At 69.1% G+C, this 16,501-nt stretch carries 20 protein-coding genes; 7 read left to right on the plus strand and 13 right to left on the minus strand.

All coding sequences use genetic code 11. The features are described from left to right. Window positions 1–66 precede the first annotated feature (66 nt). On the minus strand, window positions 67–513 hold the full coding sequence (locus I4I78_RS00195; protein ID WP_218609073.1) for an SRPBCC family protein: 447 nt from the start codon (window positions 511–513) through the stop codon (window positions 67–69). Between the two features lie 226 nt (window positions 514–739). After that, window positions 740–1,921, minus strand: a complete 1,182-nt coding sequence (locus I4I78_RS33620; RefSeq protein ID WP_218609074.1) for a DUF1990 family protein — start codon at window positions 1,919–1,921, stop codon at window positions 740–742. 279 nt (window positions 1,922–2,200) lie between these two features. Here I4I78_RS33620 and I4I78_RS00205 point away from each other — a divergent pair, with 279 nt between their 5' ends. Together I4I78_RS00205 and I4I78_RS00210 are read left to right on the plus strand one after the other, a co-directional pair. Continuing rightward, window positions 2,201–3,532: a hypothetical protein gene (locus I4I78_RS00205; RefSeq protein ID WP_218609075.1), complete on the plus strand. Its 1,332-nt coding sequence runs from the start codon at window positions 2,201–2,203 to the stop codon at window positions 3,530–3,532. Between the two features lie 547 nt (window positions 3,533–4,079). Next, window positions 4,080–4,910 carry a GAF and ANTAR domain-containing protein gene (locus I4I78_RS00210; RefSeq protein ID WP_218609076.1) on the plus strand — a complete coding sequence of 277 codons (831 nt, stop codon included), beginning with the start codon at window positions 4,080–4,082 and terminating at the stop codon, window positions 4,908–4,910. A 120-nt stretch (window positions 4,911–5,030) separates the two neighbouring features. Here I4I78_RS00210 and I4I78_RS00215 read toward each other — a convergent pair whose 3' ends face one another. From I4I78_RS00215 to I4I78_RS00265, 11 genes are all read right to left on the minus strand, one after another. Next, window positions 5,031–5,402 (minus strand): STAS domain-containing protein, encoded by a 372-nt coding sequence (locus tag I4I78_RS00215; RefSeq protein WP_218609077.1) that lies wholly within the window; start codon window positions 5,400–5,402, stop codon window positions 5,031–5,033. A 335-nt stretch (window positions 5,403–5,737) separates the two neighbouring features. After that, window positions 5,738–6,370, minus strand: coding sequence for a HemK2/MTQ2 family protein methyltransferase (locus I4I78_RS00220; protein WP_218609078.1), 633 nt, complete (start codon window positions 6,368–6,370; stop codon window positions 5,738–5,740). Further along, window positions 6,351–6,746, minus strand: coding sequence for a nuclear transport factor 2 family protein (locus I4I78_RS00225; RefSeq protein ID WP_218609079.1), 396 nt, complete (start codon window positions 6,744–6,746; stop codon window positions 6,351–6,353). The genes I4I78_RS00220 and I4I78_RS00225 overlap by 20 nt, the downstream gene beginning before the upstream one ends. 135 nt (window positions 6,747–6,881) lie before the next feature. Beyond that, entirely contained in the window at window positions 6,882–7,460 is a 579-nt protein-coding gene (locus tag I4I78_RS00230; RefSeq protein ID WP_218609080.1) for a type 1 glutamine amidotransferase domain-containing protein, read from the minus strand. A gap of 99 nt (window positions 7,461–7,559) precedes the next feature. Beyond that, complete coding sequence (locus I4I78_RS00235) at window positions 7,560–8,126, minus strand: hypothetical protein (protein ID WP_218609081.1); 567 nt, start codon at window positions 8,124–8,126, stop codon at window positions 7,560–7,562. A gap of 30 nt (window positions 8,127–8,156) precedes the next feature. Further along, window positions 8,157–8,588, minus strand: coding sequence for an SRPBCC family protein (locus I4I78_RS00240; protein WP_218609082.1), 432 nt, complete (start codon window positions 8,586–8,588; stop codon window positions 8,157–8,159). 52 nt (window positions 8,589–8,640) lie between these two features. Continuing rightward, on the minus strand, window positions 8,641–8,952 hold the full coding sequence (locus I4I78_RS00245; RefSeq protein ID WP_308251825.1) for a hypothetical protein: 312 nt from the start codon (window positions 8,950–8,952) through the stop codon (window positions 8,641–8,643). A gap of 247 nt (window positions 8,953–9,199) precedes the next feature. Then, complete coding sequence (locus tag I4I78_RS00250) at window positions 9,200–10,006, minus strand: DUF4383 domain-containing protein (protein ID WP_218609083.1); 807 nt, start codon at window positions 10,004–10,006, stop codon at window positions 9,200–9,202. 46 nt (window positions 10,007–10,052) lie between these two features. Next, window positions 10,053–10,460 (minus strand): SRPBCC family protein, encoded by a 408-nt coding sequence (locus I4I78_RS00255; RefSeq protein WP_218609084.1) that lies wholly within the window; start codon window positions 10,458–10,460, stop codon window positions 10,053–10,055. Window positions 10,461–10,542: 82 nt separating this feature from the next. Continuing rightward, the gene (locus tag I4I78_RS00260; protein ID WP_218609085.1) at window positions 10,543–10,845 is read right to left on the minus strand and encodes a WhiB family transcriptional regulator; all 303 of its coding nucleotides are present in this window, start codon (window positions 10,843–10,845) and stop codon (window positions 10,543–10,545) included. Between the two features lie 511 nt (window positions 10,846–11,356). Continuing rightward, window positions 11,357–11,608, minus strand: coding sequence for a hypothetical protein (locus I4I78_RS00265; protein WP_218609086.1), 252 nt, complete (start codon window positions 11,606–11,608; stop codon window positions 11,357–11,359). A gap of 454 nt (window positions 11,609–12,062) precedes the next feature. Between I4I78_RS00265 and I4I78_RS34065 the strand changes: the two genes are divergently transcribed. The 5 genes from I4I78_RS34065 (at window position 12,063) to I4I78_RS00290 (ending at window position 16,487) form a co-directional block, all read left to right on the plus strand. Further along, window positions 12,063–12,746, plus strand: a complete 684-nt coding sequence (locus tag I4I78_RS34065; protein ID WP_218609087.1) for a MerR family transcriptional regulator — start codon at window positions 12,063–12,065, stop codon at window positions 12,744–12,746. A gap of 80 nt (window positions 12,747–12,826) precedes the next feature. Then, a complete protein-coding gene (locus I4I78_RS00275) occupies window positions 12,827–13,996 on the plus strand; it encodes a hypothetical protein (RefSeq protein ID WP_218609088.1) in 1,170 nt (389 codons plus the stop codon). A 327-nt stretch (window positions 13,997–14,323) separates the two neighbouring features. Beyond that, a complete protein-coding gene (locus I4I78_RS00280) occupies window positions 14,324–15,307 on the plus strand; it encodes an AraC family transcriptional regulator (protein ID WP_218609089.1) in 984 nt (327 codons plus the stop codon). Between the two features lie 130 nt (window positions 15,308–15,437). After that, the gene (locus I4I78_RS00285) at window positions 15,438–15,902 is read left to right on the plus strand and encodes an ANTAR domain-containing protein (protein ID WP_218609090.1); all 465 of its coding nucleotides are present in this window, start codon (window positions 15,438–15,440) and stop codon (window positions 15,900–15,902) included. A 15-nt stretch (window positions 15,903–15,917) separates the two neighbouring features. Further along, the gene (locus I4I78_RS00290; protein ID WP_218609091.1) at window positions 15,918–16,487 is read left to right on the plus strand and encodes a type 1 glutamine amidotransferase domain-containing protein; all 570 of its coding nucleotides are present in this window, start codon (window positions 15,918–15,920) and stop codon (window positions 16,485–16,487) included. Window positions 16,488–16,501: the final 14 nt, after the last annotated feature.

The raw sequence follows: 16,501 nt of genomic DNA on the forward strand, positions 1-16,501 counted from the left end.
CATTTGGCTGCGGACGCACGGGTTATGGCGCTGACCCCGTTGACCGTTCAGGTGCCGCTGATAGGGTCACGCTCGAGTCCAACGGCCCAACGCCTCGGTGAGGGCGATCACGGTGTTATCTCCGGTCCGTTCGAACTCCACTTTGGCCAAAGGGGTCGCGAGCTTGGCGGCGCCGCGGAAGTCGATGTGGGCCCGGTAGGTCACGGCCGCGGCGCCGGGCTCAGTACCCGGCCTCACATCGATGTCATCGGTCGCGGTGGCACTTTTGTTCTCGCCACGAAACACGACACGCTCGTCATCGAGTTGAACGAGTTCGTAGGTCAGCTCGGTCTTGTTCCCCATGAACTTGGAGACGTTCTTCCAGCGAGATCCCACCTGAATCGGGCCACTGTCAACTCGCGCGCATGACACCGTGCCGGGGTCCCACTCCTCTGCCCGACTGAAATCCTGCAGGTACTCGAGGACGACGCCTGGAGGTTGCCGTACTTGGAAAGTACGATTCACTTCAACCATTACATTCCAACCGTTCTGATTGATGAGGTCCGGTATCCCGGCTCGGGCCAGAACAGCCTCTGTGCGGCTCTCCTAAGGTACTCCCCACGAGGTGGTTGCCATGACCCTAGGGTCCGCGACTTGCAACGCAACGGCTTCCCTGCGTAGCGCCGGCGAAACATCGTCGGCTCTCGGAGCCAAGACGTCCATTGCCATGCCTGTAGCTCACAGACGCGTCAGTCGTTCATCACAAGTCGCTTGTCGGTGTGAGCCGCCGGCGACCGTGATTGTTGATCGAGCGGACCGGCTGGCTGGGTGTAGCCGGCGCGAGCGGCCAGGACGCCCGTCGGGTGCGAATCCGGATCGGGCCGTCCACGTGCCCATTCGCGAGCTCGCACGCAGAGACGCAGAACTGGGTCCACATATGCAGCTGGATCTCCTTGCCGATCTTGAGCTGATCGAACACCAGGGCGGCCGCGCGGTCACCGGGGCGGGACCACGCCTCGATGCCGAACTCCAGCCCGTGGTCGCCGTCGTGCGCGGCGAACTCGATCTGCCCGGCCTCGAGGTGGTGGGCCAGCGTGGCGAACCGGAACGAGCGCGCGTCCCGGTTTACGACCCGGACCGGGCCGTTCCAGGGTGCGGGCATCTGCACGATGTACTCGTCGCCGAGCGAGAGCCCACCGAGCCGGCCCCTGGTCTTGCGGAAGGAGGTCACCTCGGACGGCGCGGCCCGGTCCAGGTCAGCGGTGATCCGGTCGATCAGCCCGGTGGCATCAGTATCGGCGTCGCGCACCGACACCCGGAAGGTGCGGTGCAGCAGTGGCCCTGCGCCGTCCTCGATCGTCTTGAGGTGGGCGTCGACGAAACGGTCGGGTAGCGCGGGTGGCAGGTCGTCGGCGTCGCCGGCTTGTTCGGTGCGCTCGACGCGGCTTGACCACAGGGCGTAGCGCGCCGTGCTCAGCGCCAGTCCCACCGGGTAGCGCAGCACTGCCGCGGCCCTGCGGGCCGCGCCGGGCTGCGGGGTCGGCTCCGCCCGCCGGGCCGTGTGGATGCGCTGCGCCGCAGCGTGATGTTCGACGGCCCGAGCCAGTGCTTGCGGTTCTGCGACCGTGACCGTGACGCCGGGATGGCGTAGCGCCCCTGTCGGTTCGAGACCGGGCACCGGTGTATGGAAACGGATGCACACGCCGTGTGCGGTGCTGCTACCGAACGTCGCGCCCCGGTCGGCCAGCGACAGGTGGGGGCCGAGAACTTTCGGGGCGCTGAACGGGCCGAGGACCTGCGCTCCGGCCAGGTTGCGCACCGGCGTCGAAAGCCCCCAGTGTCCGAACCGCACCTGCAGCTGGTCGTTGTCGAGGTCGACGTAGGCATCCGACTCGTCACACACGCCGAACGGCAACAGCAGCAGGCGATAGCGGGGAGCCACGTCGAAGGGGTACCGGCGCGCGCCGCGATGTGGCTCGTCGGGGTCAGGCATTGTTTGGAGTACCCCGCGAAGACCGTCGGTATCCAGTCAGCGACCTCCCTGCCCCGCCTCGGACGCGAACGGCCCCGCCCCACCCATGGGCCAGGGACCGGCCCGGCTCGGCTCGGCTCGGTGCGATCCACGCACAGCGCTCCGGCGTAGGCCAGGCGACAGAACCTCCAAGAGGCGATTTGCGTCCGGCCGGGTTGGACGCTCATGATCCGGCTTGCGTGTCGGGTTGTGAACGAGCTCGGCTCCCTTGCCGCGGCCATGCGGGCGACCACGCCCGTCTGCTGGAGCTGGAGTAATCATGCCTTTTTCCTCTTCCCTCCTACGTGCCTCGCCTGCCGGGGCTCGAACGCGTTCGACCGGACCGGCGGTGCGGCGGTGACGGGCTCCGACGCCAGGTCGACGAGGTCGCTGGGGCTGCTCGCCGATCCCGGCCTGCCGACCAAACTCGCCCATCACCTGGCCGGCGAGCTGCCCGAGATACTGGCCGACCGTCTCGGTGGGCAATGGACCGTCCAGGTCGGCGACACCAAGATCAGTCTCGACGCACAGGGCGCCCTACCGATGGTGCAGATCGGGGCGCACGCCCGCGATCAGGGCGGTTGGGACGCGACGGTGCTGCTCTCTGACCTGCCGCGCCGGGCCGGTTCGCAGCCGGTGGTGGCCGACGCCAGCACGAGGGAACGGGTGGGCCTGGTGTCGCTGCCCGCACTCGGCGCGCTGGCCCAGTACCGGCGTACCCGCGACACGGTCATCCGGCTGGTGACCCACCATCTGCTTCCAGACTCCGAACCCCGGCAATCCACCGATGATGGGGGCGCCGCAGGCCCGCTGACCCAGATCGATCCCGAGCACACCCAGGGCAGCGCCGAGGGCGATGTCACGAATGACGCCGCTCAGGAAGCGGACACCGACGAGGCCGGAGCGGCCGGCACCGAAGACGCGGTAGACGTGCGGCTGGGGCTGGCCGGGATGCGTGGTCGGGCCCGTCTGCTGGCCGGGATGGTCCGAGCGAACCGACCGTGGCGGCTCGTGTCGAGCCTGTCTCCGGCACTGGCGGCCGCGGCTGCCGGCGCGGCTTTCGGGATCTTCTACTCCAACATCTGGACCCTGGCCGCAGCACTCGGCATCGGCCGGCATGTCGCCGTCGCGCTGCTCGCGGTCGTGGCGATGATCGTGTGGCTGATCGCGAACAACCAGCTGTGGGAGCGTCGCTCGTCTCGTTCGCTGCGCGAGGAGGCGATCTTGTCCAACACCTCGACGGTGCTGACCGTCGGCGCCGGCGTGGTGATCATGTATGCGGTGTTGTTCGTGATCGCGCTGATCGCGTCGGCGATCGTCATTCCAGCGGACTACCTGGCCAGTCAGCTCAGCCGGGCGCCTGGTTTCGACGACTATGTCGTGATCGCGTGGCTGTCGTGCTCGATGGGCACCGTGGCCGGCGCTCTCGGGTCGGGTTTCGCCGACGAGGACGCCGTGCGCCAGGCCGCCTACAGCCGCCGCGAGCAGGAACGGCGCGCTCGCCTCGACCAACACGACGATGATCAGCGGGAGCGCGAGTAGCCCGAGTTCGTGGCCCCCCCGACACCCGAGGACGCTCCCTGCCGCGCCTGGTGACAGCAGCGGGTGGGTCGCAGATGATCGGATGCCCCGGTTTCGCCGCTCAGTAGGCGGGTACGAGTGTCATAGGGACGGGGAGCGGGCCCGGGCCCACTTCATTCCTTAGGTCCTTGTGGTTGAGTCCAACAGCCTCAGGGGCCGTCCCCCACTGACTCTCCGGTGCTCTTCCTGCCGAACCTCGAGCTCTTCGGCTGCATAAGCTCGCGAGGCGCGTTGCTCGCAAGCGTACCGACCGTTCACGTAGTTCTTGCTGGCTACAGGGATCTTGCGCTGTCACCGTTCGGAGCCCTGATGGCACGACCGCTCATCTTGCAGTCGACCGCTCCCGCACCGCCGCGCGCGGGGTTGGTCCTCGGGTCCGCGCGCGGCTGGCTGTCGTCGGCCACGCCGGGGGTCGGGGTAGATTGTTAACCAGCGATCAAGCCGAATGCATAGCCCCCTGTTCGCAGTCGGGCGTTCATGAGAGGCAGAGCGAGAGACAGTGGTGGACATGTCCAGCGAAGCTGATTGGCGCCGGGACCGGGACGACTGGATCGCCGCTGACGCCGGACCTGAGCAGGCAGCCGCGACCGACGAGTCCGTCTTCTCCGCGGCTCGGCTCCCGGCCGACACCGGTCCGCTGGCCGAGCAGTTCGCCGAGCTTGCTCAGACACTGTTGGTCGCCGACACCGTGTCCGACGTTCTACACCAAGTGGTCCACGCCACCCGCGAGATCACCCCAGGCTGTGACCTGGCCAGCGTTACCCTCCGTCGGCCTGAGGGCGGCTTCACGACTCCGGTCTACACCGACGCACTGGCCGAGCAGATCGACCAGGTCCAGTATGACGCCGACGAGGGCCCGTGCGTGGACGCCACCCGAGCCGAGGGACTCGGTATCGCCTGGTGCGCCGACCTCCACGGCGACACCGAGCACTGGCCGAGGTTCAGCCCCGGCGCCGCGCAGTTGGGCATGGGCGCCCTGCTCGGTGTGGGCATGTTCCCCCGGGGCGACCCGCCACGGTTGGGCGCCCTCAACATCTACTCCACCCGCCGGCACGGCCTCGACAGCACTGATCGCGACATCGCACTGATCCTGGCCTCACACGCCTCAGTGGCCTTGTCTCGCGCCATGGATGTCAGCGCCGCTCAACTCGAAGCCACCCAGCTGACGGAGGCGCTGCACAGCCGCGACGTCATCGGTCAGGCCAAGGGGATCCTGATGGAGCGACGCGGCATCGACGCAGGCGAAGCATTCGACGTTCTGCGTCGCGCCTCCCAGGACCTCAACGTCAAGGTCTCCGAGATAGCCCACACCCTTACCTCTCGTCGCGCTGAACTGTGACGAGTTCGTCGACGACGACCGTAGGTTCCTGCTGGCGCTGGGGGAAATCTGCCACGTGCGGGTTATTTGACCAGCCCTGTGGCGGCCCCGGTCATGGCCGGGACGCCGGCCGATTCGTTCTCATTCCACGTCGCTGAGCCTGCGGCTTTCGAGTGCTGCGAGTGCGGCTTGTGCCGTGGGGAAGTTCGGGAAGCCGCGGAGCCGTTCACGCAGAGACAACGAGGTCGACAGCGGACCGAGGCATCCGGCCAGCACGACGTCGATGCCGCGGCGGTCACAGGCGTAGCGGATGTGGCTGAGGGCTTCGGGTCCTCCCCGGTGGACGGCCTCGACCCCTTCCATGTCGATGATCACGGCTTGTAGCCGCCGGTGACCGGAGCTAGCCAGCATGAGTTGCGAATCGATCATGCGAAGCAGGCGAGCGGAGCCGTCGCCGCCCAGCACGCCGGACACTCGGATCAGCCGAATACCGGGCGCCGGCGTCTCGTTCATCAGTTGGACGGATCGAGCGGACGGGGAAGCGGCCACGTCACGTCGCGAGGTATTCGGTGAGGTGCTCATCGTTAAGAAACCCCCGTGTCGAGTGGGCGCCGCTGTACGAACGCGGTCTTCCCGGCTTGGCCAAAGGCGAGCTGGTCCTCAACTCGACAGGTGCTGTGAGCGTACCCCGTCCATACGGTCGATGCCCGCTTTGATGCGGGACTCGAATTAGCGTCTTCAGAGCGCGGCAGTGCTCGACGGAAAGGTCTGACGCTCGCGGGCAAGTAGCTGCGAAGAGCGCATGACCGCGCTATCAGGGGGCACGCGGCTACTGTTCTTGGACCTGGTCATCGGGCTGCGGTGTCTCGCGGTCCGGGCGCGTACGGGTTCGATGGCTGGTGTCGCAGAACGGGTAGCGGTTCGACCAGCCCACGTGACTCGTGCAGCGCAGCGCGGGCACGCATCACCGGCCCCAACGGGACCCGCACCCGCTCCAGCACCTCGGCCACCACACCGGAGGCGGCGAGCCGCTCGACGGTGACATCGGCCCGGCACGCCCCGGAGTGCACCAACAGCAGCGCACCACCCGGCAGAAGATGATCGGCGGCGGCATCACAGATCCGGTCCAGCAGAGCCCGCCCGTCCGGGCCGGCGTCCCAGCACCGCGCCATCCGGTGGCGCGGGAGCACGCTCGTCTGCGCCGGCACATACGGCGGGTTCGCCGTGACCAGACCGAACCGCCGCCCCTGCACCGGGGCGAACAGATCACCCCGGTGCACCGATACCCGGCACCGGTGCAACCGGGCGTTGAGACGTGCCACGGCCACCGAACGCCGCGACAGGTCGACGGCGGTCACCGACCGGGCACCGCAGCGGGCAGCGGCGAGCGCCACCGCCCCGGTGCCCGCGCCGAGATCGAGCACGTCGTGCCCGTGGGGGTTCGGCGCCCGTGGCGCCGGGTCATTGCCGGGTGTATCCACGGTGGGTGAATGCCGCGGTGTCGTAGTAGGTGCGCAGGCGGGCGATCTTGTTCCCGTCGAGGTCGAGCACGGTGACGCCTCGGTAGGAGATCGGGCCTTCGTCGGCCAGCGTCGCGTCGCTGCTCCATTCCAGAGCGATCTGGTCGGTGCCTTCGATGGCGTTGGAGAACGTCGTGGACAGCTCGCTGAACTGCTCGCGGTACTCGCGCCAGAACGCCGCCGGGTCGCCGCGTTCACCGCGGCCGTCGAGGCGCATCAGCGTCGCGTCGTCGGTGAACAGCGCCACGAGGCCGTCGGGGTCGGAGTCCTGCTCGAACGACCGCAGCGCGGCGACGAAGGCGCGTGCTCGCGGGTCTTCGATGTGGTTGTCCTGCATGTGAAGTGGTCTCCATTCGAAGTCGCGGAGCTGACCAGCGTCGTGCCGATCAGGTGGGCTCCCCGGCGGGTGTGCCGAGGACACCTCGCCCGGTCCCCGGGACGCATCGGTTACGGGCGAGGTGACCTCAGCCGGTCATGCGCTTGTGGCCTGCTCACGTTGAGGGCCTTCGGCGAACTGGGTGACCAGGGCGGAGCAGAACGCGGGCAGGTCCTCGGGGCGGCGGCTGGTGATCAGGCCGTGGTCGATGACAACCTCCTCGTCGACCCACACGGCGCCGGCGTTGCGCAGGTCGGTGGCCAGGCTGGGGTAGGAGGTGACCCGGCGGCCGTCGAGCACGTCGGCCTCGATGAGCAGCCACGGCGCGTGGCAGATCGCGGCCACCGGCTTGCCCAGCGCCATGAACTCCCCCACCAGGCGCACCGCGTTCGGGACGGTGCGCAGGAAGTCGGGGTTCGCGACGCCGCCGGGGAGCACCAGGGCGTCGTAGTCCTCGGGCTGGACCTCGCCGATGACCTTGTCGACGGTGAAGGTGTCGGCCCGGTCGAGATGGTGAAAGGCCTGAACGGAGCCGTGGTGCTCGGAGACCAGGACCGGGGTGGCGCCGGCGGCGGTCACTGCGGCCCAGGGCTCGGTGAGTTCGACCTGCTCGGTTCCCTCGGCCGCGGTCAGGAACACGATCGTGCGCCCGGCCAGCTCAGCGGTGGATGTCATCTGCGTGGTTCCTCGCTGTCGTGGGTTGCGTGGCGGTGTCCTCGGCGGGTCGGGTCCCGGTGCGGCGGAAACGTGCCCCGTCGACTACGGGTCGAGCGATCAGTGGGATCCGAGGCTGTCGGTGAGGCGCTGGGTGAATGCCCCGACCTGCACGGCGGGGCGCTGCTGCTCACCCTGCTGGGCGCCGATGACGGTGAGTGCCCCGGTCAGGGCGGGAACCACCCACTGCACCACCCGCAGTCGCTTCTGCGCCGCCGCGGCAGCGGCCGGGGTCTCTGCTGCGGGTGTGACCCCGCCGCGCGCCGGGGTCCCCTCGCCGGCGGCGGCCTGGCGGCCCAGGACTCCGGCGTAGGCGGTCGCGGCCAGTGCCGCCCCGGTCAAGACGGTCTTGACCGCGCTGGCGGAGGCCACGCCCGGCTGGTGACGAACGCGGTCCTGGTTGGCGCGCAGCATGCCGACCGCGCCGACGAGGTGCAGGCCGATCGCTACCGCGTTGACCGGCGTCCACCGGTCCCACCCGGCCGTGGCGACGCGGATGCGTTCGCGCGGCTCGCGCACGTCGTCGGCGGCGCCGTTGACGCCGACCGCGCCCATCAGCGACCCGCCGAACCAGGCGGCCATGCCGACGTCGTGCAGGCTGCGGACGAGGGTGTTGGTTCGTGTCATCGTGGAAGTTCCTTTCGGTTTTGGTGCGTGTTAGAGGTTGTTGAGGGCGCGGGTCAGCTGGTCCTCGGTGCCGTCGCCGAGGCGTTTGAGTTCTGAGCCCATGAGCGGGGCAGCCAGCTTGGCCAGGGCGGAGAACTCGATGTCGGCGTGATAGGAGATCGAGGTGTCGCTTCCTCGCGGTGACAGGGTGATGTCGTCGGTCGTGGTCGCGGTCTTGTTCTGTCCGACGAAGGTCAGCCGGTTCGGTTCGAGACGGATCAGGGTGTAGGTCAGGCGGGTCTCACGGCCCCAGAACTCCGACACGTTGTCCCAGGTCGAGCCCTCGCCGATCGGGCCGCTGTCGTTGCGGCGGCACGACTTGGTACCCGGGTCCCAGTATTCGGCCCGGGAGAAGTCCTTGAGGTAGTCCACGACCACGTCGACGGGCTTGTTGACGACGAAGGTTCTCTCCACACTCACCATGGCGGATCCTCGTTCCTGTTCGTCATTCGCTTGAGCGGGTCTCTCGCGCTGGTCACTGGTGGGTTGCCCCACCAGGGCCCTGTTCCGGCTCCGTGGATGAGGTGTCGCCGTCCGTCGCGCGGCGTTCGGCGCCGGTCTCGTCGGCGTAGCCCAGGTCGTCGCCGGCGATCTGGCCGACGAACTCCCCGGTGTTGCCGGTCCCGGTGACCGAGCCGCGATCGCTGTCGAGATAGGCGTGCTCGCCGCCGGTGGCGCGACTCGAAGCCAGGTTAGGGTCGATCGGCACGTCGGACTCGGGTCTGTCGACGTGCGGGTCGGACCCCGACCGGCTCCACCACTCGCGCAGGCGCGACACGGCGCTCACGGCGTTGAGCCCTGATGAGTACCGGTACGGCGCCTGCGAGTACCGGCCGTTACTTGTTGCCTGGGGGTGCGCGGGCCGATCAGCACGGCACCGGGCCCAGGGCACTGATGGGGTAGGTCTCGTCAGCCACGACCTCATAGGTCATGCGTTGGTCAGAGTGCATCTTATTCATCCGTCTCGTGGCGCGGCCCTTATCGGGCCGGCCGGGTCGATGGTGGTGGGTACCCGAGGCGGGTGCGCGCCCGAGTCAGCGCTGGGGACGCCGCAGGTGGCGGCGCCAGCCCTGCAGCCGATCCTCGCCGCGCCGCGATTGCGCGGCGTCGGTAAGGCCTTTGGCCTGTGTCGGTGTCGCGGCGCCGCGGGCGGCGGCGCGTTCGGCTTCGGCCATGTCTCGTACGTCAGCGACGTCGGCGGCGTCCGTATACGTGGTCGGGAGGCGGTTGACGGGGCTGCCCTGCCCGTCGACGGGTTGCTCTTCCAACAGGTTCCCGTCCCGGCCCTCATTCGGGTGGCGTTCGCGGCGGTAGGGGTTGTCCGGGGGCAGCCGGCCGGTGAACCGGCCCCAGGCGCCGGCGATCAGGAGTAGCGCTCCGGCGACGAGGCTGAAGATGACGTTGTTCATGGTGAAGGCCAGGATGTTGAGCGGCGTGGTCAGCACCAGCACGTTCGCCACTCCGGAGAGCATGAAGGCTGCGCCGATCACGACCAGGGCGGTCGAGGCCGTCCGCGGGCCGCGTAGCGCCGCTGCGATCAGCAGCGCGCCCACGATCACCGAGATCATCGAGAGCAGTCCGTTCGTGGACAGGCCCGCGATGGGTTCACCCTGGGTGGAGAACCAGTCCAGCCGCTGCAGGAACCCCAGCACACCGAAGGCGCACAACACCAATCCGAATCCGGCGGCTCCGACCCGGTGTGACCGGTGCAGACGGGTCGGCGGGGCGGCGGCGGCGTCGATGCGGGACGTCGGCTCCTGCGGGCTTCCGCCGACGTGGTCCGGTCGCGAGCTCGGGCCGCGCCGCGCTGAGTGGCGGCGTGATCGGTGGTCGGTGCTCATGGGTTCCCTCGCCCCCGGGTCGGTTCGGACGAATCGAGCGCGGTACTCACGTGGCCGCGGGCTGGTCCTCGACGAGGCGCTTGATGGTGGCCAGGGTCGTGTCGAGGGCCTCGCGGATGTCCGCGTCGCCGTCGGCGACCCGGTTGGTGTGCAGCGTTACCTGCACCTCGCTGCCGTCTGCGGTGGCGGTGACCTCGAGGGAGCCGTGGTAGTCGTTGGGCCCCTCGGAACCCCATTCGATGCGCTGCGCATCCTCGTTGACGCGGAACCAGGCGCTGCCCTCGACCTCGGTGCCATCGGGCATCTGCGCCGTCGTGTGGACCTCGTCCCCGTCACCGGGGGTCGCCGAGGTCATCCGCGAGAAGTAGTGCGGCAGGTTCTGCACCGTCGAGAGATAGTCGAACAGCGCGCCCTCGGCGGCGTTCACGGTGGTCTGTGCTCGGAAGTCAGCCATGGTGGGTGTCCGTTCCTCGGTTCGCGTGTGGTGGTGGGCGGGTTCAGCTCGGGTGATCAGGTCGGGATGCGGCGGGCGGCGGTCAAGCCGTGTCAGTGCGCGAGTGTCGGTGTGGCCGGTTCAGCAGGGCGTGGCGTTCCCCGGAGGTAAGCCCGCCCCATACCCCGTAGGGCTCCTGCACCGTCAGGGCGTGCCGGCGGCAGTCTTCGATCACCGGGCACGCGGCGCAGACCGTCTTGGCTTCCGCGTCACGGGCGACCGCGGCGGGGCCACGTTCATCCGGCGGGTGGAAGAACACGGTGCTGTCCACGTCGCGGCACGCTGCACGTAGCTGCCAGTCCCAGATCCGCGTGACCGGGGTCGGGAGTCGGCGCACATCAGCCATGGCCACCACCTCTCGGAACGCTGTGACGACGGTGCCGGTGCAGCATCAGCGCCACGACGGCCGCGGCGCCGCCGCCACCGGCCAACGCCATCGGAGTTGGGCGGCCCAGGGGCTCGCCACGTCGACGACATCGCCGCTGCCCGGGTGAGCACAGCCCACCCGGCGGGATCGATGTGCAGGTGGGGATTGCCCGTAGTCAGCGCGGCGATACGGCTGTAGCGGTCGGCGTCGAGCACGGCGAGACGCCCTCGCGGTCCGTGAAACTCGGCGCGGACCCCGGAGGTCGCAGCCAGTTCGGTCAGGACGACGTTGGCTCGGCGTCCCGCCGCGGCGACAAGCACCTCCGGCCGTAGGGCCCTGAGCCGTACCTCTCGCCCGGATCCGCTCAGATGCGCCGTGGTCTGTGCCCCAGGGCCGGCGTTGACGTCGATGACCAGGTCGGCCTCGACCTCGACGCCTCCGACGCTGTGCCCGTCGAGGCCGTTCGAGCCGTCACCACGAGCGTCCGCCCTCATTGCGCGCCGTTGCCCGACGGCGTCGAGACCGACCCGCGGTTGTCCTGGTCGCTGGTACGGATGCGCACCGTGCCGTGCAGCTTCCAGGTGGCGCGCGGCGAGTCCGCGCCGGTGTTCTTGGGCACTTCGATCGAGAGCTGGTCGAAGGCGTACTCGACCACCGCGCCCTTGCCGGTGAGGTAGCTCCAGAGCTCGTGGCCGAACTCGCGGATGTCGGTGGTCCCGGTGGAACTGGTTGTGCTGGTCATCGAGATCTCCCTGGTCGGTGACCGGGAACGACATGACTTCCACCCAGGTACTGGACAACAACTATGTCCGGCGTCGGTCGTGAGTCGACCACGCCGATGGTGGTAGCCAATGCCTCGTCTCCGGTGCGTCCTGTGTGCACTGCGAGCGCGTGTTGGATCCGCCGAGGGCTACAGCGGTGGCCAGGTTCACCAATAATCCGTCAGCACCCGGCCTAATCGTCGGAGCCTCAGCCAGGTGGCCGGGGTCCGATGCGATCTACCTCAGACCGTCGCACAACCGTTGCAACTCGGCAACGCGACGGTCCGCATCGACCACCTCGGTCCGCGGTTGAGCGCGTCCTGTGCCGTATCGGCGACACTGCAGAGATGACCGCGCCCACGGGACCGCGTGACGCACCGGGGCCGGTGTGGACCGCCGCCCCGGTGGCACGCCCAATCGGCGTGGCCCAGGGACGTGCGTAGCTGGAGTAAGCGCTACGAGATCGGCCCCGCAGCACCTGTCCCCGGTCGGCGTCGCCGCTACACCGCCACCGACGTCGCCGAACTCGACGCCATCCTTCATCTCGTCGGACACGGCATTGCGCTGCCCATCGCTGGGGCACTGTGCGGGCTCAACACCGCATCGCCCCCGTCTCGGATCCGGAGGCGACCGACACGGTGGGAGCGCAGCGATCCGGAACTCCGGCGCCGCCTACCGCGCCCGGCCGGGGACCCCGCCTCGCGGCACGGCGCGCTGACTCGGACGGCAACAGCGGCCGCCACCGAGCTGACGGCGGCCGCGACCCGCCTGGACTCCGTTACCGCACTGGAGATCGTCACCACCGGCATCGCCGAGCAAGGGGTCCGCGCGACATGGGAGCAGTTGTGCCGGCCGGCGATGGACGCTCTCGATGAGGCGATCGCCGACGATCTGGGCTGTGTCGATTCGCAGCTGCTGCTGAGCTGGGTACTGGCACGGGAGACGAGGGCTGGTCCGCGCTGCACGGCGGGGTGGCGCCGTCCAGTGACCAACGTGCTCACCGCGGGTACTGGCCGGTGCCTGGGCGTCGCGACCGCCGGCCCGCTGCGGACCGCTCTGGCCGCTCTGCCCTGTCGTGCGCCTCGCTGGCGGCTAAGCCCACGAGTTCAGGCACCGTGAGGGCGGGGATTGCCAACAGAGGGCCGTGCGTTCATCCTTGTCGTCCACCAGAGCCGATGGCGTGCGCGCTGAGGAGACCGATGGCCGACATCGATCAGCGACGGAGTTCGGGCTCGCCCATCGGAGGTGATCAGCGCACCCTGGTCGTAGGCTTGCTCACCGACCCCGACACGCCCGCGGAAATCGCCGCGAAACTAATTGACGATCTCCCCGACGTGTTGGCTGCCCGAGTAGACAGCGGGATCGTCTGGGACCTCCGCACAATGACCCACCCGGTGACCGCCTCAGTGCAGGACCCCGAGGAAATGCTCGGCGCGGTAGCCGACTACACGGCCCATACCGAGTGGGACATCGGCGTTTATCTCACCGACCTCCCGATGCAGCACAGTGACCGCCCAATCCTGGTCGACCTCGACCTCGACCGCCGCGTCGCAGGCCTCTCGCTACCTGGATTCGGCCCATTCCTCCAGCATCAGAAGGTGCGCAACGCGGTCGTCCGCCTGGTCGCTGACCTGGCCGAGATTGCCGACGCCGGTCTCGACCGGGGGGCACACCATCCGGGCCGTACTGGGCGCGCGGCGGCGAGACATCTGCAGCCGGTCCACGTCGTCCATACCGAGCAGGGCCGGCACACGCGGCGCTATGTGACGACTCGATGGCGCGGTCGGGCTCGCTTGCTCGCCGGTATGGTGCGCACCAACCAGCCCTGGCGCCTCGTCATCGGCATGCGCACCGCGCTGGCCGCCGTCTTGGGCACCAGCGCCTACCTGACCATCACCTCGACGATCTGGCTGCTGTCCACCCAGCTCGGAGTGGGCAAGCTCGTGCTCGTCACCGTGGTATCGGTCGCGTTGATGGTCGCCTGGATCGTCGGTGCCCACCATCTGTGGGAACGCGCCCGCGACGCGAGCGAGCGCGAGGAGACGTTCTTGTACAACGCCTCCACCGTGTTGACGTTGAGCATCGGTATCCTGGTGATGTCTGCTGCGGTCTACGTGCTCGCTCTGCTCGGGTCGCTCTTCCTCCTCGAACCCCCGTTGCTCAGCTCGAGTCTGGGCCGCCCACCCGAGCTCGCCGATCACTTGATGCTCGCCTGGCTGGCCACCGGCCTGGCCACCGTCGCCGGCGCGTTGGGTTCCGGGCTCGACAGCGAGGACGCGGTGCGCCGGGCGGCCTACGGCTACCGCGAGCGTCAGCGCCGCGACGAGCTGGGTCAGGACAACGAGACCACCGAGAACTCCTCTTCCTGATGACCGCGCGCTGCACCGACAAGGTCGATCGCACGACGATGCCGCGACTGCCCTGATTCTCTGGTGCTTGCTACAGGTTGTTGGGACGCGGGTCAGCTGAATGTCGGTCTCCGAGTCATCTGAGGCACGGCCGAACGGACGATCGTCGTGGCCTGGCCGCGGGGTGTAGCGGTGGGATTTCCGGCGGTTCCGCACGGGGCGCTTCGGTCGTACCGTGTCTGCGACGCGCACCCGTAGGCCGGTGCAGGTCCCCGGCTCGCCCCAGCCCCTGGCGAGCGCCTTGCCGCCCGCGATCTCGGGCGTGGGAGGTGCCTGATGAGCCGAGGCATGCGCGAAGAACCGCTGGGCCGGCAGTTGGTGTGCACCAGCGATCTCGACGACCTGGTCGCGCGGGTCACCGCGATCATGTCGCCCCACACGGTGGCCCCGGCCCGCCCGGGCGGATTCACCGCACAGGTCTTCGGGGTCCACATCCCGGGCCTGTCGTTGCTGGAGATGGACTACGGGATGCCGCTGCGGCTGACCGCCGAGCCCTTCCCCGACTACGTGGCGGTGGCTCTGCCACTGACCGGATCGATGACCGCGACACACCACGGCCGCCGATTCGACGCGCGCGCCGGCCGGTCCGCGCTGGTGGGCAGTCCGTGGTCGGAGCTGGTGATGGACTGGGACGAGGCGCTGCGGATGCTGGTGCTGCGGATCGATCTCGCCGCGCTGCGGTCGCTGGCCGCCCGGTTGGTCACCGACCGGTCCGAGGAGCCCGACCTGCTTTTCGACCCGGCCATGGACGTCCCGGAGATCACCACCGCGGCACTGGGGCAGGCCCGGCTGATGCAGCACCTGCTCGCCGACGCCGGGCCGAAGGCGGTGAACCCGCTGGTCACGGCGCAGTTACGTGAGCAGGTGATGTGCACCCTGCTGCTGGGACAGCCCAACAACTGGAGCCCGGCGCTGCGCCACCGCCCCGAGCACGCGCGCCACTCGACGGTCGCCGATGCCGCGAACCTGATGCGGACCCACCCCGAGGACGCGCTGACCATCGAAGGTGTCGCCCGCACGGTCGGCCTGTCGGTGCGGGCGCTGCACGCGGGCTTCTGTCGCGAGCTCGACCGGTCCCCGAAGCAGTACCTCCAGCAGGTCCGCCTCGAGCGCGCCCACGCCGACCTGACCGCCGCCGAACCCGGCAGCGGGATCCGGGTGATCGACATCGCGCACCGGTGGGGCTTCAGCCATCCCGGCCGCTTCGCCTCCTCCTACCGCCACCACTACGGCGAGGCACCGGCGACCACCCTGGCCCGTCAGACGCGCTGACGGTGACGGGCTGGTGACCGCCGATTCCGCACCGCCCCTCATCCGGAAACGTCTCTGGCACGACCGCGGAACTGCATAGCGTCGTGGCCCTCGGGAGGTATGGGCCCCGGCTCGAGGGGAGCACCGCGCCATGTCATCAACGCCATCCGCCTGTGATCAGGCCGCCCGCGACCGTGTCGGGGCCGAGCAGTACCGGATCACGCAGCTCGAACAGCAGGTCGAAGACCTGTTGCGGGCGCTGCAGACCCGCGACGCCATCGGCCAGGCCAGAGGCATCCTTCTCAGCCGCTACCCGCTGGGCCCGGACCAGGCGTTCGCCCTGCTGGTACGGCTCTCGCAGAGCACCGATATCAAGCTCGTCGAGGTCGCCGCCGCGTTCGTGACCCGGATGCGGGACCGCGGTTCAGCCGACCCGCGCTCCTATCAGCTGGTCACCGAGGTAGTCGATGAGTTGCTCGGCTCTTCCGGGCAAGGGGAGGGCGACGCGGGCGTCGCCGGCACCGCCCGTCGATCCGCGCTGACCGCGACCCGACAGGTGGTTTACGTCGCGTCGGATCGGGCAGGCGCCGTTTCTCCGGTTCCCGCCACATTGTGAGAGAGGACGATTCCCATGGCAGATGAGTTGCGCGGCCGGCGGGTCGCGATCCTGGCCACCGACGGCGTCGAACAGGTCGAGTACGAACAACCTCGCCACGCCGTGGAGCAGGCCGGGGCGCAGGTGACGCTGCTGTCGATCCACGACGGGGAGATCCAGTCGATGAACGCCGACATCGACAAGGGCGACACCTTCACCGTCGACCGGTTGGTCTCCGACGTCTCCGGCGAGGACTTCGACGCCCTGATCCTGCCCGGCGGCACGGTCAACCCCGACGGCCTGCGGGCCAACCCGGACGCGGTGGGTTTCGTGCGGGAGTTCGTGGGCTCCGGTAAGCCGGTCGGCTCGCTGTGCCACGGGCCGTGGACGTTGGTCGAGGCCGACGTGGTTCGCGGCCGCACCCTGACGTCGTTCCCCAGCATCCGCACCGACATCCGCAACGCCGGCGGAAACGTCGTCGACCAGGAAGTGGTCACCGACCAGGGCCTGGTCACCAGCCGCGACCCGAACGACCTGCCCGCATTCTGCTCCAAGATCGTCGAAGAGTTCGCCGAAGGCCGCCACCCGGCCCCCACCCAGTCCTGAAGTCGAACCCGAAC

The sequence above is a fragment of the Pseudonocardia sp. KRD291 genome (assembly GCF_019263595.1).
In the GTDB taxonomy this organism is placed as follows: domain Bacteria; phylum Actinomycetota; class Actinomycetes; order Mycobacteriales; family Pseudonocardiaceae; genus Pseudonocardia.